This is a genomic window from Streptomyces sp. RKAG293 (assembly GCF_023701745.1).
Taxonomy (GTDB): Bacteria; Actinomycetota; Actinomycetes; order Streptomycetales; family Streptomycetaceae; genus Actinacidiphila.
Genome location: NZ_JAJOZB010000001.1, coordinates 6,164,005 through 6,186,980, shown reverse-complemented (window position 1 = coordinate 6,186,980; position 22,976 = coordinate 6,164,005). Strand labels below are relative to the sequence as shown.

General features: G+C 72.0%; 17 protein-coding genes and 1 pseudogene. 10 read left to right on the top strand and 8 right to left on the bottom strand.

What is annotated here, in order from left to right; translation table 11 throughout:
* Positions 1–276: 276 nt before the first annotated feature.
* From LNW72_RS27560 to LNW72_RS27550, 3 genes are all read left to right on the top strand, one after another.
* Positions 277–1,737, top strand: a complete 1,461-nt coding sequence (locus LNW72_RS27560) for a maltokinase (protein ID WP_250977811.1) — start codon at positions 277–279, stop codon at positions 1,735–1,737.
* A 397-nt stretch (positions 1,738–2,134) separates the two neighbouring features.
* On the top strand, positions 2,135–4,369 hold the full coding sequence (glgB, locus tag LNW72_RS27555; RefSeq protein WP_250977810.1) for a 1,4-alpha-glucan branching enzyme: 2,235 nt from the start codon (positions 2,135–2,137) through the stop codon (positions 4,367–4,369).
* Between the two features lie 103 nt (positions 4,370–4,472).
* Positions 4,473–5,168: a helix-turn-helix transcriptional regulator gene (locus tag LNW72_RS27550; protein WP_250977809.1), complete on the top strand. Its 696-nt coding sequence runs from the start codon at positions 4,473–4,475 to the stop codon at positions 5,166–5,168.
* A 63-nt stretch (positions 5,169–5,231) separates the two neighbouring features.
* Here LNW72_RS27550 and LNW72_RS27545 read toward each other — a convergent pair whose 3' ends face one another.
* Positions 5,232–6,629 (bottom strand): cation:dicarboxylate symporter family transporter, encoded by a 1,398-nt coding sequence (locus LNW72_RS27545; protein WP_374117336.1) that lies wholly within the window; start codon positions 6,627–6,629, stop codon positions 5,232–5,234.
* Positions 6,630–6,735: 106 nt separating this feature from the next.
* Between LNW72_RS27545 and LNW72_RS27540 the strand changes: the two genes are divergently transcribed.
* From LNW72_RS27540 to LNW72_RS27530, 3 genes are all read left to right on the top strand, one after another.
* Positions 6,736–8,358: a sensor histidine kinase gene (locus LNW72_RS27540; RefSeq protein ID WP_250977808.1), complete on the top strand. Its 1,623-nt coding sequence runs from the start codon at positions 6,736–6,738 to the stop codon at positions 8,356–8,358.
* Positions 8,355–9,104, top strand: coding sequence for a response regulator (locus LNW72_RS27535; RefSeq protein WP_250977807.1), 750 nt, complete (start codon positions 8,355–8,357; stop codon positions 9,102–9,104). Before LNW72_RS27540 ends, LNW72_RS27535 begins: the two co-directional genes overlap by 4 nt.
* A 126-nt stretch (positions 9,105–9,230) precedes the next feature.
* Positions 9,231–10,259, top strand: coding sequence for a chitinase (locus LNW72_RS27530; protein WP_250977806.1), 1,029 nt, complete (start codon positions 9,231–9,233; stop codon positions 10,257–10,259).
* Positions 10,260–10,338: 79 nt separating this feature from the next.
* On the opposite strand, the gene LNW72_RS27525 is transcribed toward LNW72_RS27530, so the two are convergent.
* Positions 10,339–10,812 carry a hypothetical protein gene (locus LNW72_RS27525; RefSeq protein ID WP_250977805.1) on the bottom strand — a complete coding sequence of 158 codons (474 nt, stop codon included), beginning with the start codon at positions 10,810–10,812 and terminating at the stop codon, positions 10,339–10,341.
* 111 nt (positions 10,813–10,923) lie between these two features.
* Positions 10,924–12,207, bottom strand: a complete 1,284-nt coding sequence (locus LNW72_RS27520; protein WP_250977804.1) for a LuxR C-terminal-related transcriptional regulator — start codon at positions 12,205–12,207, stop codon at positions 10,924–10,926.
* A 165-nt stretch (positions 12,208–12,372) separates the two neighbouring features.
* Here LNW72_RS27520 and LNW72_RS27515 point away from each other — a divergent pair, with 165 nt between their 5' ends.
* Positions 12,373–13,296, top strand: coding sequence for an NADP-dependent oxidoreductase (locus LNW72_RS27515; protein ID WP_250977803.1), 924 nt, complete (start codon positions 12,373–12,375; stop codon positions 13,294–13,296).
* Positions 13,297–13,344: 48 nt separating this feature from the next.
* Here the strand turns inward: LNW72_RS27515 and LNW72_RS27510 are convergent, their stop codons facing one another.
* The 3 genes and pseudogenes from LNW72_RS27510 to LNW72_RS27500 all read right to left on the bottom strand — a co-directional run.
* Positions 13,345–14,370 carry an ATP-dependent 6-phosphofructokinase gene (locus LNW72_RS27510; protein WP_250977802.1) on the bottom strand — a complete coding sequence of 342 codons (1,026 nt, stop codon included), beginning with the start codon at positions 14,368–14,370 and terminating at the stop codon, positions 13,345–13,347.
* Positions 14,371–14,408: 38 nt separating this feature from the next.
* The gene (locus LNW72_RS27505; RefSeq protein WP_250977801.1) at positions 14,409–15,428 is read right to left on the bottom strand and encodes a 2-hydroxyacid dehydrogenase; all 1,020 of its coding nucleotides are present in this window, start codon (positions 15,426–15,428) and stop codon (positions 14,409–14,411) included.
* Between the two features lie 31 nt (positions 15,429–15,459).
* Positions 15,460–15,794, bottom strand: a pseudogene (locus LNW72_RS27500) (pyruvate formate-lyase 1-activating enzyme); the annotation flags it as partial.
* 362 nt (positions 15,795–16,156) lie between these two features.
* Between LNW72_RS27500 and pta the strand changes: the two are divergent.
* From pta to pyk, 3 genes are all read left to right on the top strand, one after another.
* On the top strand, positions 16,157–18,268 hold the full coding sequence (gene pta / locus LNW72_RS27495; protein ID WP_250977800.1) for a phosphate acetyltransferase: 2,112 nt from the start codon (positions 16,157–16,159) through the stop codon (positions 18,266–18,268).
* Positions 18,265–19,446, top strand: a complete 1,182-nt coding sequence (locus tag LNW72_RS27490; RefSeq protein ID WP_308402036.1) for an acetate kinase — start codon at positions 18,265–18,267, stop codon at positions 19,444–19,446. Before pta ends, LNW72_RS27490 begins: the two co-directional genes overlap by 4 nt.
* 67 nt (positions 19,447–19,513) lie before the next feature.
* Positions 19,514–20,944 (top strand): pyruvate kinase, encoded by a 1,431-nt coding sequence (gene pyk, locus LNW72_RS27485; RefSeq protein ID WP_250977799.1) that lies wholly within the window; start codon positions 19,514–19,516, stop codon positions 20,942–20,944.
* A gap of 158 nt (positions 20,945–21,102) precedes the next feature.
* Here pyk and LNW72_RS27480 read toward each other — a convergent pair whose 3' ends face one another.
* Together LNW72_RS27480 and LNW72_RS27475 are read right to left on the bottom strand one after the other, a co-directional pair.
* Entirely contained in the window at positions 21,103–22,392 is a 1,290-nt protein-coding gene (locus tag LNW72_RS27480; RefSeq protein ID WP_250977798.1) for a hydrogenase expression protein HypF, read from the bottom strand.
* The gene (locus LNW72_RS27475; RefSeq protein WP_250977797.1) at positions 22,382–22,969 is read right to left on the bottom strand and encodes a DUF6114 domain-containing protein; all 588 of its coding nucleotides are present in this window, start codon (positions 22,967–22,969) and stop codon (positions 22,382–22,384) included. Before LNW72_RS27475 ends, LNW72_RS27480 begins: the two co-directional genes overlap by 11 nt.
* Positions 22,970–22,976 lie beyond the last annotated feature (7 nt).

The window sequence follows — 22,976 nt, the reverse complement described above, 5'->3', positions numbered from 1 at the left end:
GGGAGGTGCCCCCACAGCTAACGCTGGGAGGTGCCCTCACGGCTACCGCTGGGGGGGGTGCCCCAAGCCCTCAGGCCCCCAGGCCCCCGGCCGGGCGGGCCCGCGGGCCCGCCCGGAACACCCTCCGGGCGGGCCCGTACGGCGGTTTCCTGTCACCCGGCCGGGGCAGGCTCCCCGTGTCGCCGGACAGCCACCGCCCGTCATCCGGGAGGCTTACGCGCACTCCCCGCCGCACGCTTCCGGGCAGGGTGCGCGATTCCCCGGGGAAAGGACGTCATGTCGGACAGCTCCTGGACCCGCACCTCTCCTACCACCGGCCGTTCACCGGCCACAGCCCCCGGGCTGCTGCACTCGCTCAGCCCACTGCTGCTGGAATGGCTACCGCAGCAGCGCTGGTTCGCCGGCAAGGGCCGGCCGATCACCGGCTTCGACCTGGTGTCGGTGACCGAACTGCTGCCCATGGGCGGCCGGCTGGGCACCCCGGGCCTGCTCCATCTGCTGCTCGACGTCGAGCAGGCCGGCCGCCGTGCCGACTGCTACCAACTGCTGCTCGGCACCCGCACCCTGCTGCCGCCCGCGCTCGCGCCCGCCGCCGTCGGCCAGGCCACCGGCGGGCCGCTCGACGGGCTGACGATCTACGAGGGGCTGTACGACCCGCGGCTCACCGCGGTGCTGCTGGAACGTCTCCGCGCCCCCGGCCGCACCGGACGGCTGCGCTTCCTCACCGAGCCCTCGGCCACCGTCCCGGCCGGGCTGGCGCCGCGGCTGTCCACCGCCGAGCAGTCGAACACCTCGGTCATCTACGGCGACGAGTACATCCTCAAGGTGTTCCGCCGGGTCTCCCCCGGCGCCAACCCGGACCTCGAACTCTCCCTCGCCCTGGCCCGTGACGGCTCCCGGCGGGTCGCGGCGCCGGCCGCGTGGTTCGAGGCGCTGGAACTGCCGGAGCCGGCGGGCACCCCGGACGGCATCGGCGCGGAACCGGCGACGCTCGGCGTGCTGCAGCGCTATCTGCCCGGTTCGGCCGACGGCTGGGAGCTGGCCCTGCGGGCCATGGACGACGGTACGGAGTTCACCGCCGACGCCCGCGCCCTGGGCGCCGCCACCGCCGAGGTCCATGCCGCGCTGGCCCGCGCGCTGCCCACCGGTTCACTGGACCGCCGCAGGATCCAGCTGATCGCCGCCACCATGGCGCAGCGGCTGGACACCGCCGCGGCCGAGGTCCCGGAGCTGCGCCCGTACCGCACCCGGCTGCGGGCGGCCTTCCACGACCTGTCGGAACTCGGCGGCACCGGGGCGCGGGTGGCCGCCCAGCGCATCCACGGCGATCTGCACCTCGGCCAGGCGCTGCGCACCGCGGACCACGACTGGCTGCTGATCGACTTCGAGGGCGAGCCCTCGCGCCCGCTGTCGGAGCGCCGGCTGCCCGCACCACCGGTCCAGGACGTCGCGGGCATGCTGCGCTCCTTCGACTACGCCGCCCGGCACCGCGACCCGGCCGCGCCGACGGCCGGCGCGTGGGCGGAACGGCACCGGGACGCGTTCTGCGCGGGCTACGCCGCGACGTCGGGCACCGACCCGCGCGACCAGCCCGTACTGATACGCGCCTACGAGACCGACAAGGCCGTCTACGAAGTCCTGTACGAGGCCCGGCACCGCCCCGCCTGGCTCCCCATCCCGATGTCAGCCATCGACCGCCTCGCCTCCAACCCCCCTCCGAGGAGGATCACACCGTGACCGAGCGCCAGCCGTCTCCCCTCACGCCGGGCGCGCCCGCCGCCGTGCCCACCACCGCCGTACCCCCGGCGGACAAGGCACCGGGCGAGCCGCTCGGCCGGCCGCCGGCTCCCGTGACGCCCGCCGCGCCGGCGCCCGCGCCCACACCCGCGGTGACTCCGGCGCCCACTCCGGCGCCCGCTCCTGCTCCGGCTCCGGCTCCGGCGGTGTCGGAGGCCGCCGCACGGGGATACGAGTCCGGGGTGACCCGCCCGCCCGCCTCGGGGAGCGCCCCCGGCCGACGACGGACGCCGTTCCGCCGTCCCGGGGCGAGACCCGTGACCCCGGCGCCGTCACCACCCCCCGGCCCGGCCCCCCGGCCGACGCGCCCTCTCCCGTGGCTCCCGCAGCCCCTGTCGTGCCCGCCACACCGGTCCCGCCGCCCGTCGCCCCGGCGCGGGTCGCGGTCCGCGGCGTCCGGCCCGCCGATCCGCTGGACGACGCGGACCGCGGCAGGCTGCTGGAGGGGGCGCACCACGATCCGCACGGGCTGCTCGGTGCCCATCCGGTGACCGGTGGCGTGCTGTTCCGGGTGCTGCGGCCGTACGCGCTGGGAGTGGCGGTCACCGCGAAGGGGCTGCGCGCGGAGCTGCTGGACGAGGGCGACGGGCTGTTCGCCGGGGTGCTGCCGCTGCGGGAGATCCCGGAGTACGAACTGCTGGTGCGGTACGCGGACGGCGAGCACCCCGTGCAGGACCCGTACCGGTTCCTGCCCTCGCTCGGCGAGCTGGACCTGCACCTGATCGGTGAGGGCCGCCACGAGCAGCTCTGGGAGGCGCTCGGCGCCCGGCCGATGACCCACCAGGGCGTCACCGGCACCCGGTTCGCCGTCTGGGCGCCCAACGCCCGCGGGGTGCGGGTCGCGGGCGGCTTCAACTTCTGGGACGGCACCGGCTTCCCGATGCGCTCGCTCGGCTCCACCGGTGTGTGGGAGCTGTTCGTGCCGGGTATCGGCGACGGGACGGCGTACAAGTTCGACATCGCCCGCCCGGACGGCGGCCGCACGCTGAAGGCCGACCCGATGGCCCGCAGCACCGAACTGCCGCCCGCGACGGCGTCGATCGTCACGTCCTCGCACCACACCTGGAACGACGGCGAGTGGATGGCCCGGCGGGCCGCGGTCCCCGTCCACCAGGCGCCGTTCTCGGTCTACGAGGTGCATCTGACGTCCTGGCGGCCGGGTCTGACCTACCGCGAGCTGGCGGAGCAGCTGCCCACGTACGTCGCCGACCTGGGGTTCACCCATGTCGAGCTGATGCCGGTGGCCGAGCACCCGTTCGGCGGCTCCTGGGGCTACCAGGTGACGTCGTACTACGCGCCGACCTCGCGGCTGGGCTCCCCCGACGACTTCAAGTTCCTCGTCGACGCGCTGCACCGGGCGGGCCTCGGCGTGATCATGGACTGGGTGCCCGCGCACTTCCCGAAGGACGACTGGGCGCTGGCGAACTTCGACGGTGTCCCGCTCTACGAGCACGGCGACCCGAACCGCGCCGAGCACCCGGACTGGGGCACCCTGGAGTTCGACCTCGGCCGTACCGAGGTCCGGAACTTCATGGTGGCCAACGCCGTCTACTGGTGCGAGGAGTTCCACATCGACGGCCTGCGGGTCGACGCGGTGGCCTCGATGCTCTACCTGGACTACTCGCGTGAGCACGGCGAATGGACGCCCAACCAGCACGGCGGCCGGGAGAACCTGGACGCGGTGGCGTTCCTGCAGGAGATGAACGCGACCGTCTACCGGCGCTGCCCCGGGGTCGTGACGATCGCCGAGGAGTCCACCGCCTGGGACGGCGTCACCCGCTCCACCGACTCCGGCGGGCTCGGCTTCGGGCTGAAGTGGAACATGGGCTGGATGCACGACTCGCTGGAGTACGTGTCGAAGGAGCCCGTGCACCGCAAGTACCACCATCACGAGATGACGTTCTCGATGGTCTACGCCTACTCCGAGAACTACGTGCTGCCGATCTCCCACGACGAGGTCGTGCACGGCAAGCGCTCGCTGGTCTCGAAGATGCCGGGCGACTGGTGGCAGCAGCGCGCCACCCACCGCGCGTACCTCGGCTTCATGTGGGCGCATCCGGGCAAGCAGTTGCTCTTCATGGGGCAGGAGTTCGCGCAGGGCGCGGAGTGGTCGCACGACCACGGGCCCGACTGGTGGCTGCTGGACGAGACGTACGCGGCGGCCGCCGACCACCGCGGGATCCGCGATCTGGTCCGGGAGCTGAACCGCACCTACAACGCGACACCGGCCCTGTGGCAGCGCGACACCGACCCGGGCGGCTTCGCCTGGATCGACGGCGGCGCGGCCGAGGACAACACCTTCTCGTTCCTCCGCTACGACGCGGAGGGCGAACCGCTGGTGTGCGTCAGCAACTTCTCCCCGGTGGTCCGCGAGAACTACCGGGTCGGCGTTCCGGACCGGGCCTGGCAGGAGGTGCTCAACACCGACGACGCGCGCTACGGCGGCAGCGGCACCGCCACCGGCAGCACCGGGCACCCGCTCAAGGCCGAACCGACGTCCTGGCACGGGCAGGAGCAGAGCCTCCTGCTCACCCTCCCGCCGCTGGCCACGGTCTGGCTGCGACCGGCCTGACCTCCGCACTCGTACGTTCCTCCGAACCGGTGGCGTATTCACGCGCCCCGGTTCGGTGGTCCGCACCATGGGGACGCGGCACCGGCACCCCTACGCTGACCCCGTGCACCGACCCTCTTCTGATCCGCCCCGGCTGCCGTTCGACGCATCGGCGATCAGACGGCTGCGTGCCCAGCTCGGGATGAACCACTCCCACATCGCCCATGCCATGTGGACCTCCTACGGCACCCCCGTCAGGCCCGAGACCATCGCCGCCTGGGAGCGCGGTGAGCTCGTGCCGCGCGCCTCCGAGCTGCCCGCTCTGGCCGGCGCCCTGTGGTGCGACCCGTCCGATCTCATGAGCACGCCGACGACCCTGCTGGAACACCGCTGGGCCCGCGGTATCGCCCCTTCCGACCTGGCGCGGGCGGTCGGCATGCCGATCTCCGACTACGAGCGCATGGAGGTCCAGGGCCGCTGGACCGGCAACGAGCGGCAGACCGCCGCGCTGGCCGACGTGCTCGGCCTGTCGCTGCCGGAACTCCTGACGGTCACCGGCGGCGACAAGCGGCTGGACGCGCTGCTGCGGGAAGCCGTGGCGACCCGCTGGCAGGCGTACGTCAAACCCGTCACGGCCCTGGTGCCGCTGCCCCGGCACCGGATAGAACCGGTGCTGCGCGGCATGCACTCGGAGTACCAGTCCGTGATGGTCGCGACCCTCAACTGGGGCAACGACGTGCCCGCGTCGGGCGGCGCGGGCGGCCGGGCCTTCCTGGACACCGTCACCGAGCGCTTCTGGGCCGGTCTGCAGAACCCCTAGGGCCTGTCGTCTGGATCTCCGCCCCGCGCGAGCCGGACGAACCTCTCCGCCCCGCGCGAGCCGCTAGCCGGCCTGCACGGTCTCGCGGTCCCTGGGGGCCGGCATCGGGTCAGGCGTGTCCGCGTCCTTCTTCGGGGCGGCGTCGGCGTGGTCGTCCACCAGCGTGGACTCGTCGAAGGGCAGCTCTCCGGCGAAGACCCGGACGGCGCGTTCCTTGTCGAACTCCTTGGTCCAGGTGCCGACGAGGACGGTCGCGACGGCGTTGCCCGCGAAGTTGGTGAGGGCGCGGGCCTCGCTCATGAAGCGGTCGATGCCGATGATGAGCCCGACCCCGTCGACCAGGGCGGGCTGGTGCGACTGCAGGCCGCCCGCCAGGGTGGCGATGCCCGCGCCGGTGACACCGGCCGCGCCCTTCGAGGCGATGATCATGAACAGCAGCAGCGAGATCTGCTGGCTCACCGACAGCGGGTCGCCCATCGCCTCGGCGATGAACAGCGAGGACATCGTCAGATAGATGGCGGTGCCGTCGAGGTTGAACGAGTAGCCGGTCGGCACGGTGATGCCGACCACCGGGCGGCTGACGCCCAGGTGCTCCATCTTGGCGATCAGCCGCGGCAGGGCCGATTCGGACGACGAGGTCGACAGGATCAGCAGGAACTCGCGGCCGAGGTACTTCAGCAGGTCGAAGAGGTTCACTCCGGCGACCAGCCGCAGCAGCGTGCCGAGCACCACGATCACGAACAGCGCACAGGTGAGATAGAAGCCGATCATGATCACGGCCAGCGACTTCAGCGCGTCCGTGCCGGTCTCGCCGACCACCGCCGCCATCGCGCCGAACGCGCCCACCGGCGCCGCCCACATGATCATCGACAGCACCCGGAAGACGAGCCGCTGGATGTGCCCGATGCCCCGCAGCACCGGCTCCCCGGCCTTTCCGAGCGCCTGCACGGCGAAGCCGACCAGCAGCGCGACCAGCAGCGTCTGCAGCACCTGGCCCTCGGTGAAGGACGACACCATCGTCTTGGGGATGATGCCGAGCAGGAAGTCGACGGTCCCCTCGCTGCCGGCCGCCTGCTTGTGCCCGGCCGCCTTCGCCGCCGAGGTCAGGTGCAGGGTGCTGCCGGGGTGCAGTACGTTGCCGACCACCAGGCCGATGGCGAGCGCCACCGTCGACATCACCATGAAGTAGCCGAGCGCGAGCCCGCCCACGGCGCCGACCTTGGCGGCCTTGCGCACCGATCCGATGCCGAGCACGATCGTGCAGAAGATGATCGGCGAGATCATCATCTTGATCAGGTTCACGAAGCCGGTGCCCAGCGGCTTGAACTCCTTGGCCACACCGGGTGCGGCCAGCCCCAGCACGATCCCGGCGACGACCGCCGCGATCACCGCCAGGTAGAGATAGTGCGTGCGGTCCTTCTTGGCGTTCTGCGGTGTCACGTCGCGGCTCTGCGTCGTCACGTCTGCCTCCCGAGGTCTGCGTAGCTTCGGTGACTATGCGCGTGCGCGTGACCGGGGTCACGTTTGCGTTCATTGAGTTCGCGCCGCGGAGTGCACACTGTGGGGCATGCCGATATCCCGGCGCGGCCCCTCGCGTCCCCGCAGCCTCGCCGGCCAGCTGTTCGCCATGCAGGTGGTGATCGTGGCCGTCGTCGTCGCGGGGTGCGCGGTGCTGGCCTACGTCCAGGCGCACAGCCGGGCCGAGGACGCGGCGGACGGCCGGGTGCGGGCGGCGGCCGTGTCGATCGCCGACTCCCCCACCGTCCGGCAGGCCGCCCTCGCGGCGCCCGGCACCGATCCGAGCACGGTGCTCCAGCCGTACGCGCAGCGGGTGGTCGCGGACGCGCGCGTGGACTTCGTGACGATCATGGCCCCGGACGGCATCCGCTGGACCCACCCCGACCCGAAGCGGATCGGCGAGCCGTTCCTCGGCCACACCGCGCGCGCCCTGCGGGGCGAGACCTTCACCGAGACGTACACCGGCACGCTCGGCCCGTCGGTGCGGGTCGTGGCCCCGGTGCTCGACGGGCCCGGCGGCCGGGTCATCGCGCTGGTCAGCGTCGGCATCAAGGTGGACGCGATCAGCCATGAGGTGCGTGGCCAGCTGACCGTGCTGCTCGCCGTCGCGGCCGCCGCGCTCGCGATCGGCGGCCTCGGCACGTACCTGGCCAACGCCCGGCTGCGCCGCCACACGCACGGCATGGCCGCCACCGAGCTGAGCCGGATGTACGACTACCACCAGGCGACGCTGCACGCGGTGCGCGAGGGGCTGATCCTGCTCGGCGCCGACCGCCGGGTGCTGCTCTGCAACGACGCGGCCCGCGAACTGCTCGGCCTCACCGGCGAGGTCGTCGGCGGCTACGTGGACGGCCTGGGGCTGCCCGCCTCCCTCACCGGCGCGCTGCTCGCGGCAGAGCCCCGCGTCGACGAGGTGCATCTGACCGCCGAGCGGGTCGTGGTCGTCAACACCTCGCCGGTGCTCGGCGGGGAGCACCGCGGCACCGTCGTCACCCTGCGGGACCACACCGATCTGCAGGCGCTGACCGGCGAGCTGGACTCGGTGCGGGGCTTCGCCGAGGCGCTGCGCTCCCAGGCGCACGAGGCCTCCAACCGGCTGCACACCGTGGTCTCGCTGATCGAACTGGGCCGCGCGGACGAGGCGGTGGACTTCGCCACCGCCGAACTGGAGCTGGCGCAGGCGCTCACCGACCAGGTCGTCGGTGCCGTCGGCGAACCGGTGCTCGCCGCGCTGCTGCTGGGCAAGGCGGCCGAGGCCAACGAGCGCGGGGTCGAGCTGACCGTCACCGAGGACAGCCGGATCGACGACGGCGTCCTGCCCGACGGATTCGCGGCGCGCGACCTCGTGACAATCCTGGGCAATCTTGTCGACAATGCCCTGGACGCCGCTGTCGAGGGCGCCGGCCGCCCGAAGGTCGCGGTCACCGCCAGGACCGAAGGGAACGAATTGCTGCTGAAGGTCACCGACACCGGGCGCGGCGTGGACCCCCAGGTGCTGCGCGAGGTGTTCCAGCGCGGCTGGACGACGAAGAGCGAGGGGCGCGGGCTCGGGCTGGCGCTGGTCGAGCAGGCGGCGCGGCGCGGCGGCGGCACGGTGGAACTGGGGCAGGACGACCGGGGCGGCGCGGTGTTCACCGTCCGCATGCCGCTGCTGCGGGAGGCACGGACATGAGCGACATCGCGCACACCGGACAGAAGACCGTCCACAGTCCCGGCACCAGCCGGGTGCTGGTGGTCGAGGACGATCCGATCGCCGCCGCGGCGCACGGGCTGTACGTCGAGCGGGTGGCGGGCTTCACGGTCGTCGGCACGGTGCACTCCGGCGGGGACGCGCTCCGCTTCTTCCGGCAGCACCCGGTGGACCTGGTGCTGCTCGACCTCCATCTGCCGGACGGCCACGGTCTGCAGGTCGTGCAGGCGATGCGGGCGGCCGGTCACACCGCCGACGTGATCGCCGTGACGTCCGCCCGCGACCTCGGGGTGGTGCGGCAGGCGGTGTCCGCCGGTGTCGTCCAGTACCTGCTCAAGCCGTTCACGTTCCCCAGCCTGCGCGACCGCCTCGACCGGTGGGCCCGGTTCCGCCGCGAGCTGGCCGGGGGCGAGGCCTCGGGGCAGGACGAGGTGGACCGGGCGCTGGCGGCGCTGCGCAGCCCGGAGGCACCGGTGCTGCCGAAGGGGCTCAGCGCCCCGACGCTGGAGGCCGTCACGGCCGCGTTGCGCGAGGCGGCGAGCGGGATCTCGGCGAACGCGGCGGCCACGGCCGTCGGTGTCTCGCGGATCACCGCCCGGCGCTATCTGGAGCATCTGGTGGACACCGGGCGCGCGGTGCGCAGCCCGCAGTACGGGCAGGTGGGGCGGCCGGAACTCAGCTACCGCTGGTGCCCGGGGCCCGGCCGGGACGGCCGTGGCAGCGGCTGAACGGCTGCCCTTCCTGCGGCAATAGGAAACTTTCCTAACCAATCTCTTGTCGCAGGCATGCGGGACCACTAGCGTTCACGCAGCGTTCCCAGAGCCAACTCCCGTACACGCTAGGAGTTCTCCCCCATGCTCTTCTTCCCGCACTCCCGCCGCGGCCGCATCGCGCTGGCCGCGACCGTAGGGCTCGCCGCGGCGTCCGCGCTCGGCGCGACCGCGCAGGCCACCACCCCCACCGCCGCGAAGGCCGCCCCGCAGGCCGCCGCCGCTCTCCCCAGCGGCATCGCGGCTCCGTATCTGTACCTCGGCTGGGGCACCCCGCCGTCCGCGACGTCCGTCATGTCGGCCACCGGCATCAAGCAGTTCACCATGGCCTTCATGCTCTCCGACGGCGGCTGCAATCCCAAGTGGGACGGGAGCCGCGCGCTCACCGGAGGCACCGACGCGTCGACGATCAACGCGATCCGCAACGCGGGCGGCGACGTCACCATCTCCTTCGGCGGCTGGAGCGGCAACAAGCTCGAAGAGAAGTGCACTTCGGCCTCCGCACTGGCCGGCGCGTACCAGAAGGCGATCAACGCCTACCAGCTGAAGTCCATCGACATCGACATCGAGGCCTCGGCGGTCGAGAACGCCACGGTCCGCAAGCGCACCGTGGACGCCCTGAAGATCATCAAGACCAACAACAGCGGCGTGAAGGTCTACCTCACCTTCGGCACCACCCCCACGGGGCCCGACTCCAACGGCAAGGACCTGATCAAGAAGGGCGCCGCGGCCGGGTTGAACGCCGACGGCTGGGCGGTCATGCCGTTCGACTACGACCAGGGCGCCGTCGACATGGCCGCCACCACCAAGTCCGCGGTCGACGGTCTGAAGAACGCCGTCGCCAGCGCCTACGGGCTCTCCTCGGACGCGGCCTACCGCAAGGTCGGCTTCTCCTCGATGAACGGCATCACCGACAGCGCCGGCGAAAAGGTCACCCTCGCCAACTTCAAGTCGATGGTCTCCTACGCGACCAGCCACCACCTGGCCCGCGTCAGCTTCTGGGCCGTCAACCGCGACCGCAAGTGCGGTTCCGGCACCGACGCGGACGCCTGCAGCGGAATCAGCCAGAACAACTGGGACTTCACCAAGGCGCTCGCGGCCTACACCGGCTGAGGCCGGCCGACACCGCACCTGTCGCACGCATGGATTCCGCGCCCCGGCCCGCAGCCCCGAGCTGTCGCCCGGGGCGCGGTCACGCGGTGCCGGAGAACGCTCCGCCGAACCGCCGGCAGCCGCGCGCCACCGCGTGCGCGACACCGGCCGCGGCCAGCGCGGGCACGAGCAGCATCAGCAGCCCGGGGCCGCCGGAGAAGAACTGCTCCACGGCACCCTCGGAGGTGAACGCGTCGACGGTGCCCAGCTCCAGCAGGATCACCACCGCGGCGGCCGATGCCGGCGCCGTCCCGGGGGCGAACGCCCAGCGCGGCGGCAGACAGGCCAGCAGCCCGCCGGCCAGACCGCCCGAGACCGCTCCGAGCACACCGCCGACGATCGGCCCGAGGGCGAGATAGGTGTACTGCCCGTACTCGGTCAGTTCGAAGAGAGTGCCGCCCAGCACGCCCCCGAGCAGACCCGCGGCCGCCAGACAGCAGAACAGCGTCCACCGCCAGTCGCCGGGTCGGTGGGCTGAGCCGTAGCCGGGCGCCTCGTCCGCCGTCGTCGCCACGCGGGGCACCTTCCTTCATCCGCCTCCGTCGTCGGATGGATCAGACTGCACCGCCGGTGGCCGCCGGATCAAGTACTTGGCGCGTTCGGGGTACTTCTGCGGAATCGTCCGTCAAGCGGCCGCAATGTCCCCGGCGGAACGGGCCAGCGCCGCGGCCTCGCCGCGGGTGTCGACATCGAGCTTGTTCAGGATGTTCGCGACGTGGAACTTCACCGTGGACTCGCTGATGTGCAGGTCCTCGGCGATGGCCCGGTTGCGGTGTCCCCGCACGAGATGCTCGAGGACTTCCAGCTCCCGTGTGCCCAGGGCGGCGAGCGGGTGGGCGGCCGGGGCGGTGACCGGTCCCAGCGGGACGGTGCCGGTGACGGTGGTGCCCCAGCCAGGGACCGCGTCGAGGACCAGCCGGCCGCCGAGCGCCTTGAGCCGGTCGGTGACCCGGTGGACGGTGAGCGCCTCGGAGGCCAGCGAGCCGGGCCCGTCGTCGCGGACGGTGACCCGCAGGATGTCGTCGTCGACCTGCCAGCCGACGTGGATCCGGCTCAGCTCCGCCTGCTCCAGCATCGCCAGCACCACCGCGCGGGTCACGGCGCGGGCGGCGTGCGCGGTGTCGACGGGCAGCGTCCGCCCGGAGTCCGGGGCGCGCAGGTCGAGTTGGACCGGCCCGTAGCGCACCAGCGGGTCGAGTTCGGCGGCGATCCGGGCGAACGCGGCGTCGGCGGGCTCCTCGCTGAGGCCCTGTTCGCGGTCGGCCGCCGAGCGCAGTTCGATCATCGCGGAGACCGCCAGGTCGGCGGCGGTGCGGCGGGCGGTGGCGTCGTCCAGGTTCCTGGAGCGCAGGGTGCCGAGCAGACCGGAGAGGACCGCGGCCTGGGCCTCGCCGAGTTCGGCGATGACCCTGGCCCGCTCGCTCGCCGTGGCCCGGGAGCGGGCGGCCATCCCCGGCGGCGCGTCGGCGGCCCGGTGGTCCAGATGGACACAGACCAGGTCCCACAGCCGCTGGACGACCCCGGCGGCCGCCTCCGGCAGCGGTTCCACGGGGGTGTCGACGAGGACCAGCAGCGCCCCGTTGCTGCCCGCGGCGGCGGAGGCCGCCGCGAAGACCTGCCGGGTGGCGCCCGCCACGACCGCCTCGCCCTGCCAGGGGCGGCCGACCGGAACGACACCGGCCAGCCGGCTCAATTCCGCGCTGGTGATCCGCTCGGCGACCTCGGCCGCACCCGAGGTCTTCATCGGGTAGTGCGCGCAGTATCCGGTCAGCTTCGCCGCGGCCCGGTGCGGGATCAGTCCGTCCAGTACCGCGGACAGGGTCGGGAGCGTCTGGCCGAGCGGGGCCCGGACGACTTCCAGGGCCACGGTCAGGGCGTGTTCCGGTTCGTTCCAGGCGCTGGATTCCATAGCGTCAACGGTACTGGGCACGGCTCCGGAACGGCCTGGTCTTTCGGACAGGTGGGACTGTCCGAAAGGCGGGGCGGGTTTCCGGGACGCACGGGCCAGGCTGAGAACACGACGACGAGACCGGTCCTGAACGGTTCGGTCCACCACTTTGAGGAGTGCGTTCCCATGACGAAGGCCATTGCGTTCGCGGCGTACGGCGACGCCGACGTCCTGCAGCCCACCGACATCGAGGTGCCCGCTCCCGGACCGGGCCAGGTGCGGCTGACCGTGCACGCCGCCGGAGTGAACCCGCTCGACTGCAAGATCCGCAGCGGCGCGGTGTCCGCCGTCTTCCCGGTGGAACTGCCGCACGTACCCGGCCTGGAGGCGTCAGGCACTGTGGAGGCGGTCGGCGAGGGCGCCACCGGCCTGGCGGTCGGCGACGAGGTCTTCGGTCCGGTCGCCGGGGCCTACGCCGAGCAGCTGGTGGTCGACGCCGGCCGGCTGGCGGTCAAGCCCGCCTCACTGTCCTGGGCGGAGGCCGCGGCACTGCCCGTCGCCGCCGAGACCGCCTGGCGCACCCTGGAACTGCTGGACGTGAAAGCGGGCGAGACACTGCTGATCCACGCCGCGGCCGGCGGCGTCGGCACACTGGCGGTGCAGTTCGCGGTGGCCCGCGGCGTCCGCGTCATCGGCACGGCGAGCGAGGCGAACCACGAGTACCTGCGCTCGCTGGGCGCCGTTCCCGTCACGTACGGCGACGGCCTGGCCGAGCGGGTCCGCGCCGTGTCCGACGGTCCCGTCGACGCCGTCCTGGACGCGGCGGGCCGGGACGTGCTGGGCGTCTCGGTGGAGCTGGCCGGCGGCCCCGAGCGGGTGGTGACCATCGCCGACGCGATGCACGCCCCCGCTCACCAGGTGCGCTTCTCCGGCGGCGGCCCCGGCCAGGACCGTACCGAGGCGGCGCTGGCCGACGCGCTGGCCCTGCACGCGGAGGGTTCGCTGCAGGTGCGCATCGCCCGCACGTACCCGCTGGCGGACGCCGCCGAGGCGCACCGCGCCAGCGAGCACGGCCACCACACCGGGAAGATCGTCCTCAGCATCGGCTGAACCACGGCCCTGGAATGGGCCCCGAGGGCGGGTGCAAGGACCGGCCGGTCAGAACACCGACTCGGCCTCGTCCATCCGCTCGTCCGGGACCCGCTTCAGTTCCACCACCGCGTCCGCGAGCGGCACCATCTCGATCTGGGTGCCGCGCAGCGCGGTCATGTGCCCGAAGGCGCCCTTGTGGACGCCTTCGACCGCGTGCCAGCCGAAGCGGTTGGCCAGCACCCGGTCGTAGGCGGTGGGGACGCCACCGCGCTGGACGTGGCCGAGGATGACGGGACGCGCCTCCTTGCCGAGGCGCTCCTCCAGTTCGACGGCGAGCCGGGTCCCGATGCCGGTGAACCGCTCGTGGCCGAACTTGTCGACCTCGCCGACGCCGTAGTCCATGGTGCCCTCGGCGGGGTGGGCGCCCTCGGCGACGCAGATGACGGCGAACTTCTTGCCGCGGGCGAAGCGCTCCTCGACCATCGCGACCAGGTCGGCGGGGTCGAACGGCCGCTCCGGGATGCAGATGCCGTGCGCGCCGCCCGCCATGCCGGACTCCAGGGCGATCCAGCCGGCGTGCCGGCCCATCACCTCGACGACCATGACGCGCTGGTGGGATTCGGCGGTGGTCTTCAAACGGTCGATGGCCTCGGTGGCGACCATGACGGCGGTGTCGAAGCCGAAGGTGCGGTCGGTGGCCGAGATGTCGTTGTCGATGGTCTTCGGCACGCCGACGACCGGCATTCCGGCGTCCGACAGCATCTTCGCGGCGGTCAGGGTGCCCTCGCCGCCGATCGGGATGAGGGCGTCGATGCCGTACTGGCGGCACAGCTCCTCGGCGTTGTCCGCGGCCTCGCGCAGCCGGCCGCGCTCCAGGCGCGCGGAGCCGAGGATGGTGCCGCCGCGGGCCAGGATGCCGCTGACCGAGTTGAGGCCGAGCGGCCGGTAGCGGCCTTCGAGCAGCCCGACGAAGCCGTCCTCGAAGCCGATGACCTCGTCGCCGTGCCCGGTGAGCGCGCGGTGCACGACCGATCGGATCACGGCGTTGAGGCCGGGGCAGTCGCCGCCTGCGGTGAGGACTCCGATACGCATGGGCTGGTCTCTCCTGGATGGTTTCGGGGCCTGGGGTGTCACGGGGCGGGGGCCGGGCTCGCCGGGTGTTTCGGGACCAGGGTGCCGGCGCCGACCCGGCCGGCCAGGAAGTCGTCGACGTTGCGGACCGTGGCCTCGACGATCTGGTCGAGCGCGTCCACGGTGTAGTACGCCTGGTGCGAGGTGATCAGGACGTTGGAGAAGGTGAGCAGGCGGGCGAGCGTGTCGTCCGTCATGATCTCCAGCGACTTGTCGAAGAAGAAGACGCCGGCCTCCTCCTCGTAGACGTCCAGGCCCACGCCGTCGAGCCGGCCGGCTCGCAGCGTCTCGACCAGGGCCGCGGAGTCGATGAGCCCGCCGCGGCTGGAGTTGATGAGGATCGCGTCGTCCTTCATCCGGGCCAGCGCGTGCGCGCCGACGAGGTGGTGGGTGTCGGGAAGCAGCGGTACATGCAGGGAGATCAGGTCGGACTCGGTGAGCAGCACGTCCAGTTCGACATACTCCATGCCCAGCTCGACACAGGCTGGATCGGGCGCGACGTCCCAGCCCAGCAGCTTCATCCCGAAACCGTGCGCGATCCTCGTGAACGCCGCGCCGATCTTGCCGGTGCCGACGACGCCGACCGTACGGCCCCGGAAGTCCCGGCCGAGCAGGCCGTCGAGGCGGAAGTCGAAGTCGCGGGTGCGGGTGGCGGCGCGGACGATCCGGCGGTTGAGGGCGGTGGCCAGCGTCCAGGCGAATTCGGCCACCGAGTACGGGGAGTAGTACGCGACGCGGGCGACGGTGAGGCCGAGGCGTTCGGCCGCGTCCAGGTCGATGTTGTTGAATCCGGTGGACCGCTGGGCGATCAGCTTGGTGCCGCCCTCGGCGAGCACCTCCAGGACGTCGGCGTCCAGCTGCGCGTTCACGCTGGTGCTGACGATCTCGTAACCTGCGGCGAGCGGCACGGTGTCGATGGTCAGGAAGGTCTCCAGACACCGCAGCTGGTAGCGGCCGGCGAATTCCCGCTCCAGCAGGGCCCGCTCGTCCTTCTGCACTCCGGTCGCCAGGATCTCCACCGACACTCCTCCCTCATCACCTTATTTCACCCTATGGGAACTGTGCGGAGATGCGTACCACCCGCGTCCCCGCGGCCGGCGGGAACCTCCTGCCGAGCGCCACGTACTTTCCCGCACCGAGCTTGTGGAAGGGCAAAGCGTCCACCCGGGTGACGTTCGGCAGGCTCCCGGTACAGCGCCGGCTCCCAGGACTTGATGTCCAGCAGGACGAGGTCGGTGTCGGCCGGCAGCGCGTCATGGGCCCGGCCGCCGAGGAAGCCGGAGGTGTGCAGGCCGAGTTCGCGCCGGAAGCGGTGCAGCAGCCTCACCGGTGAAGACCGGCTGCAGCAGCGGTTCGCCGCCGCTGGGCCGCGGGCGACCTCCTGCGGGAGCGTCCCCAGCACCCGGTGCCAGACCTTCTCGGTACGCTCGGTCGGACCGGCCAGGAAGGAGCCCTAGCCGTCGTGCACCGGAGCTGTTCCGCTGTTGGACCTTTCCAGTCTCCTCCCGGTGTTTTCGCTGGTGAGCAGGCGAATGGCATCTTGGGGAGGGCCGAAGGTCACCTCCGGGCGGGCCCTGTGCCGGCAAGCGACGGCACCAGCGTCGCGTTAGCGTCTTGGAGTAGGTACGAAGTGGAGAGCGGCCGCACCGGGAACGGAGCGCGGCACGAAGAGAGCAGTGGCGGGAAGCAGTGGTGAGCCGGCAGCGATGAGCAGCAACCCAGCGCGACGATGGATCGGAGAACGCGCGTGACGCGCAGCGTCTATGTAACGGGGATCGGCCGCGGCGACGGCCGCCAGGTGGTCGAGCTGGGGGTGATGGAGCTCCTGACCCGCCAGGTCGACCGGGTGGGGGTGTTCCGGCCGCTGATGCACGACGGGCCCGACCGGCTGTTCGATCTGCTGCGCAGCCGCTACCGGCTGTCCCAGGACCCGTCCACGGTCTACGGCATGGGGTACGCGGAGGCGGCGGCCCTCCAGGCCGAGCAGGGGCGCGACGCGCTGACCGCCCGGCTGGTGGAACGGTTCCACGAGGTCGCCCGGGAGTACGAGGCGGTGCTGATTCTCGGCTCCGACTTCGCGGAAACGAATCTTCCGGCGGAGCTGGGCATCAACGCCCGGCTCGCCAACGAATGCGGCGCCTCCGTGCTGCCGGTGATCGGCGGCATCGACCAGACGGCCGAATCGGTGGTCGCCGAGGTCCGCAACGCCTACCTCGCCTACACCAACCTCGGCTGCGACGTCATCGCCATGGTCGCCAACCGCGTCGGCACGGCAGAGGCGGAGGAGGCCGGCCGCCGGCTCGCCCGCCGGCCCGAGGTGCCCGTCTACGTCATCCCCGAGGAGCCCGCGCTGTCGGCGCCCACCGTGGCGCAGATCGTCGAGGCGCTCGGCGCCGACGTGCTGCTCGGCGACGACGCCGGGCTCTCCCGCGACGCGCTGGACTTCGTCTTCGGCGGCGCGATGCTGCCGGCCTTCCTGCCCGCGCTGACCCCCGGCTGTCTGGTGGTCACCCCCGGGGACCGCGCCGACCTCATCATCGGCTCGCTCGCCGCACACTCGGCCGGCGCCCCGCCGATCGCGGGCGTGCTGCTCACCCTCGACGAGCGGCCGGGCCCGGACATCCTGGCGCTGGCGGCGCGGCTCGCGCCCGGCACCCCCGTGATCGCGGTCGCGGCCGGCAGCTTCCCCACCGCGGCCGAGCTGTTCGCGCTGGACGGCAAGCTCGGTGCGGGCACCCCGCGCAAGGCGGAGACCGCGCTCGGACTGTTCGAAACCCATGTGGACACCGCCGAGTTGACGCAGCGGCTGTCGGTCGCCCGCAGCGAGCGCGTCACCCCGATGATGTTCGAGCACACCCTGATCGAACGGGCCCGCTCCGGGCGCCGCCGCATCGTGCTGCCGGAGGGCGCGGAGGAGCGCATCCTGCGCGCCGCCGAGGTGCTGCTGCGGCGCGGGGTGTGCGACCTGATCCTGCTCGGCGACGAGGACGCGGTCCGCAAGAAGGCCGCCGACCTGGGCATCTCCCTCGACCAGGCGGGCGTCACCGTCGTCGACCCGCAGACCTCACCGCTGCGGGAGCGGTTCGCCGAGCAGTACGCGAAGCTGCGCGCCCACAAGGGCGTCTCCTACGAGCTGGCCTACGACGTCGTCGCCGACGTCTCGTACTTCGGCACCCTGATGGTGCAGGAGGGCCTGGCCGACGGCATGGTGTCGGGCGCGGTCCACTCCACCGCCGCCACCATCCGCCCGGCCTTCGAGATCATCAAGACCGCGCCGGGCGCGGCGATCGTCAGCTCGGTGTTCTTCATGTGCCTGGCCGACAAGGTCCTCGTCTACGGCGACTGCGCCGTCAACCCGGACCCGGACGCCGAGCAGCTGGCGGACATCGCCATCCAGGCGGCGGCCACCGCCGCCCAGTTCGGTGTGCAGCCGCGGATCGCCATGCTGTCGTACTCCACCGGAACCTCGGGCTCCGGCGCGGACGTCGACAAGGTCCGCAGGGCCACCGAGCTGGTCCGCGAGCGCCGCCCCGACCTGGCCGTCGACGGTCCGATCCAGTACGACGCGGCCGTCGAACCGTCGGTCGCGGCCACCAAGATGCCGGACTCGGCGGTGGCGGGCCAGGCCACCGTGCTGGTCTTCCCCGACCTCAACACGGGCAACAACACCTACAAGGCCGTCCAGCGGTCGGCCGGCGCGGTCGCCGTCGGCCCGGTGCTGCAGGGCCTGCGCAAGCCGGTCAACGACCTGTCGCGCGGTGCGCTGGTCCAGGACATCGTGAACACGGTCGCCATCACGGCCATCCAGGCGCAGGGCGAATCCCCGGCGCGGCAGCAGGGCGAAGGAGACACCCAGTGAGCAGCCCCGCCGGCCCGGCCGGCAGCCCCTCCCGCGTGCTCGTCCTCAATTCCGGCTCGTCCTCCGTCAAGTACCAGCTGCTGGACATGGCGGCCGGTCCCGGCACGGACGCCCGGCTCGCCGCCGGGCTGGTCGAGCGGATCGGCGAGGGCGAGGTCGCCGATCACGACGCCGCGCTGCGGATCATCGCCGCCGAGCTGGACGGACAGGGCCTCGGCCTGGACTCCCCCGAGCTGGCGGCGGTCGGCCACCGCGTCGTGCACGGCGGCACCCGCTTCACCGAGCCGACGCTGATCACCGACGAGGTCGTCGCGGCGATCGAGAAGCTGGTGCCGCTCGCCCCGCTGCACAACCCGGCGAACATCACCGGCATCAAGGTCGCCCGCGAGCTGCGCCCCGACCTGCCGCAGGTCGCGGTCTTCGACACCGCGTTCCACTCGACGATCCCCGAGCACGCCGCCCGGTACGCGATCGACACCGGGACGGCGGACCGGTACGAGATCCGCCGCTACGGCTTCCACGGCACCTCGCACGCGTTCGTCTCACGCGCCGCCGCGGACCTGCTCGGCAAGGAGTCGTCGCAGGTCAACGTCATCGTGCTGCATCTGGGGAACGGCGCCTCCGCCTCCGCTGTGGCGGGCGGAAGCTGCGTGGAGACCTCGATGGGGCTGACGCCGCTGGAGGGTCTGGTCATGGGCACCCGTTCGGGCGATCTCGACCCGGCGGTAGTCTTCCACCTGGCGCGCGTAGGTGGAATGACGGTGGACGAGATCGACACCCTGCTCAACAAACGCAGTGGCTTGCTCGGCCTGTGCGGTGACAACGACATGCGCGAGATCGGACGCCGCATGGCCGAGGGCGACAAAGCCGCCCGGCTGGCGTTCGACATCTACATCCACCGCCTGCGCAAATACATCGGCGCGTACACCGCCGTACTGGGCCGGGTGGACGCCATCGCCTTCACCGCCGGGGTCGGGGAGAACTCCGCCGCGGTGCGCGAAGCGGCCCTGCGGGGCCTGGAGACCCTCGGCATCGAGGTCGACGCCGTACGCAACGCCATCCGCGGCCACGCCGCGCGGCTGATCTCCACGGACACCAGCAGAGTCGCGGTGGCCGTGGTGCCCACCGACGAAGAGCTCGAGATCGCCCGTGCCACCTATGCGCTCGCCCAACGCTGACCCCGCTTCATACCCACGACGCCCCAGGAATATTCCGGAGCGGAACAAACCCGATAGGATTGCGCCCATGCGCCGAGCAAAGATCGTTTGCACCCTGGGACCCGCCGTCGACTCCTACGACCAGCTGAAGACGCTGGCCGAGGCCGGCATGAACGTGGCCCGTTTCAACTTCAGCCACGGAACTCACGCCGAGCACGAGGAGCGCTATCAGCGCGTGCGCAAGGTGGCCGAGGAGACCGGCCGTGCGATCGGCGTCCTCGCCGACCTGCAGGGCCCCAAGATCCGGCTGGCCAAGTTCGCCGACGGACCCGTCGAGCTGGTCGCGGGTGACGAGTTCACCATCACCGCCGAGGACGTCCCCGGCGACAAGACCATCTGCGGCACCACGTACAAGGGCCTGCCCGGCGATGTCAGCAAGGGCGACCCGATCCTGATCAACGACGGCAACGTCGCGCTGCGGGTCATCCAGGTCGAGGGCCCCCGGGTGCGGTGTCTGGTCGTCGAGGGCGGAGTGATCTCCGACCACAAGGGCATCAACCTTCCCGGCGCGGCCGTGAACGTCCCGGCGCTGTCCGAGAAGGACATCGAGGACCTGCGCTTCGCGCTGGCGATGGGCGTCGACATGGTCGCCCTGTCGTTCGTCCGCGACGCCTCGGACGTCAAGGACGTCCACCGCGTCATGGACGAGGAGGGCCGCCGGGTCCCCGTCATCGCCAAGGTGGAGAAGCCGCAGGCGGTCGAGAACATGGAGGCCGTCGTCATGGCCTTCGACGCGGTCATGGTCGCCCGCGGCGACCTCGCCGTGGAGTACCCGCTGGAGCGGGTGCCGGTCGTCCAGAAGCAGCTCATCGAGCTCTGCCGCCGCAACGCCAAGCCGGTGATCGTCGCGACCCAGATGATGGAGTCGATGATCACCAACTCGCGCCCGACGCGCGCCGAGGCCTCCGACGTCGCCAACGCGATCCTCGACGGCGCGGACGCGGTCATGCTCTCCGCCGAGTCCTCGGTGGGCAAGTACCCGATCGACACGGTCAAGACGATGTCCCGCATCGTCGAGGCCGCCGAGGAGGAGCTGCTCAAGCGCGGCCTGCAGCCGCTGGCGCCCGGCAAGAAGCCGCGCACCCAGGGCGGCGCCGTGGCCCGCGCCGCGGCCGAGCTGGCCGACTTCCTGGACGCCAAGACCCTGGTCGCGTTCACCCAGTCCGGCGACACCGCCCGCCGACTGGCCCGCTACCGCGTCCCGGCCCCGGTGCTGGCGTTCACCACCGACCCCTCGACCCGCAACCAGCTCGCGCTGACCTGGGGCGTCGAGACGTACGTGGTCCCGTACGTCGACAACACCGACGCCATGGTGGACGTCGTCGACACCGAGATGCTCAAGCTCAAGGAGTACAACGCGGGTGACACCGTGATCATCACCGCCGGTTCGCCCCCCGGCGTCCCCGGCAACACCAACATGGTCCGGGTGCACCACCTGGGCGACGACATCCGCAAGTAGCCGCACGGCCCGCGACGCCGCCGCACACGGCGTCGCGGCACGGAAGGTCGCGGCACGGCGTCGCGGCACGCGACGCGCCGAGGGCGCCGGACCCCTGACGGGTTCGGCGCCCTCGGCGTTTGTGCGGCTCCCGGACGGGCTCTGGGGGCACCCGCGGTTTACGGGTAGGTGCCCTTGGTGATCGACTGGTGCAGGTTGCTGATGTGCAGCGTGCCGCCGAACTGTCCGGCCTGACGGATCTTGACGTTGGTGAAGACCGCCAGCGGAACGTTGATCGGCGGGGGCGTGTCCGGGCTGAACGTCACCGGGATGAGGCCGAAGAGGTTGCCCTTCAGCTCCTCGGTGTACATCGTCACCGTGCCGTTCTGGATCGTGGACGTCGTGCCGGGACCCTGGACGTGGTGGACGTAGCCGGCGCCGTTGACGAGCTGGTGCAGATCCTTGATGTCCAGCGAGGACGCGGTGAACTTCAGGACCTTCTTCATCGTGCCGTTGGTCGTCCGGACCGTGACGATGCCCTTGTAGTCCAGGCCCTTCAGCGTCAGCACGCTGGATTCCAGGTACCAGGGCTGGTCCGGCAGCAGACCGTGCTCCGTCTCGTACGGCGCGTCGGCCAGTGCCTTGGCGTCGTGCGTCGGACACGGGAACGGGACCTTGCCGTCCACGGTGGTCGGGGTGGCCGACGGCGTGGGGGTGGCGGACTTCTCGGCCGCCTTCTCGGCGGCGTCGGCCGCCTTGGTGGCCGCCTCGGCCGCGGCCTTGGCGGACTTCTCCGCCACGGCGGCCGGGGACGACGACTTCGCCGCCGGTGCCTTCGCAGGGCTCGTACTCGGCGCCTTGGGCGGTGCCGTCGTGGGCGCGGTCGTCGGCGGCGCGGTGGTGGGCGCCGTCGTCGGGGCGGCCGGCTTGTTCAGACCGAGAACGTCCTTGATCGCGTCACCGACACCCAGCGGGTCCCACGGGTTGTAGGACTTCGTCGGACTCGGCGTCGCCTTGGGAGCGGCCGGAGTCGTCGGCGCGGTGGTGGGTGCGGTCTTCGGCGCGGTCGTCGGCAGGGTCTTCGGCAGCGCCTTGAGGGCGCTCTTCGGCTCGGCCGTGCTCGCGGACGGGCTCGGCGAGGAGCTCGGCTTCGTGCTGGGCGCGGAACTCTCCGTCGCGGAGGGCGTCGCGCTGGGCTTGGCCGTGGTGGCATCCGGCGCCGGTGTGTCGGACTGCGTGACACACGGGCCGGGAGCGTACGGGTTCTTCGGCATCTCGTCGGCGAGGGCGAGATGCGGGGTTATGCCCATGCCCATCAGTACCGCTGTGGGCATCGCGGCGATGGCTATCGCCTTGCCCGCGGGCATCTGGAGCTTGGTGAAGAGCGACTTTCTCGGCGCCGCGTGGCGCGGCACCATTCTCGTACGGGGTCCGTCGCCGTCGGCCGGCAGAGCCTCGTCACCCCGCACTACGCCTCCCATGGTCGTCTGTGGTCACTTCGTCCACTCCGGCACCCGGCGACACCGAGTGCTTCTCCAGCTGTGGTGCGGGGTAGTACTCGGGCTCCGGGCCGGAGTCGTGACCACCGGTCGGCGCACCGTCCGGCAGTTCGGCCTTCTGGCCGGGATCGTCGGCCGCCGGAACGCCGGGCGCCCAGGCGATGGCGAGGGAGCCGCCCACCAGGCCCAGCAGGAAGCCGATCAGGAAGCCGCCGAAGTTGGACACGGGGATCGACACCAGTGCCAACAGGATCGCGGCGACACCCGCGAAGATGCGGACGACCGGCTGGAACCACATGGTCAGCCCGAGCACCATCAACAGGATGCCGATGATCAGCGACCCGGCACCCGCCGTGGTGGACATCCGCACGGTGAGCTGGCCGAGGGTCAGGTTCGCGTACGGGAGGTACGCGATGGGGATGCCCCCCAGGAGGGTCAGCAGGCCCGCCCAGAACGGCCGCTGCCACCGCCAGTTACGGAAACGCGTGTGGGCGGTATGGAAGGCGTTTGGTTCGTGACCCTGCAGCCCTGTCGACTCGGCACTCATGGAACAG

Bases quoted from the DNA above. Each gene is read 5' to 3' on its own strand.
- LNW72_RS27510 (WP_250977802.1), bottom strand. From the start codon at position 14,370: ATGCGTATCGGAGTCCTCACCGCAGGCGGCGACTGCCCCGGCCTCAAC.
- LNW72_RS27540 (WP_250977808.1), top strand. From the start codon at position 6,736: ATGCCGATATCCCGGCGCGGCCCCTCGCGTCCCCGCAGCCTCGCCGGC.
- LNW72_RS27535 (WP_250977807.1), top strand. From the start codon at position 8,355: ATGAGCGACATCGCGCACACCGGACAGAAGACCGTCCACAGTCCCGGC.
- LNW72_RS27475 (WP_250977797.1), bottom strand. From the start codon at position 22,969: ATGAGTGCCGAGTCGACAGGGCTGCAGGGTCACGAACCAAACGCCTTC.
- LNW72_RS27520 (WP_250977804.1), bottom strand. From the start codon at position 12,207: ATGGAATCCAGCGCCTGGAACGAACCGGAACACGCCCTGACCGTGGCC.
- LNW72_RS27515 (WP_250977803.1), top strand. From the start codon at position 12,373: ATGACGAAGGCCATTGCGTTCGCGGCGTACGGCGACGCCGACGTCCTG.
- LNW72_RS27560 (WP_250977811.1), top strand. From the start codon at position 277: ATGTCGGACAGCTCCTGGACCCGCACCTCTCCTACCACCGGCCGTTCA.
- LNW72_RS27530 (WP_250977806.1), top strand. From the start codon at position 9,231: ATGCTCTTCTTCCCGCACTCCCGCCGCGGCCGCATCGCGCTGGCCGCG.
- pyk (WP_250977799.1), top strand. From the start codon at position 19,514: ATGCGCCGAGCAAAGATCGTTTGCACCCTGGGACCCGCCGTCGACTCC.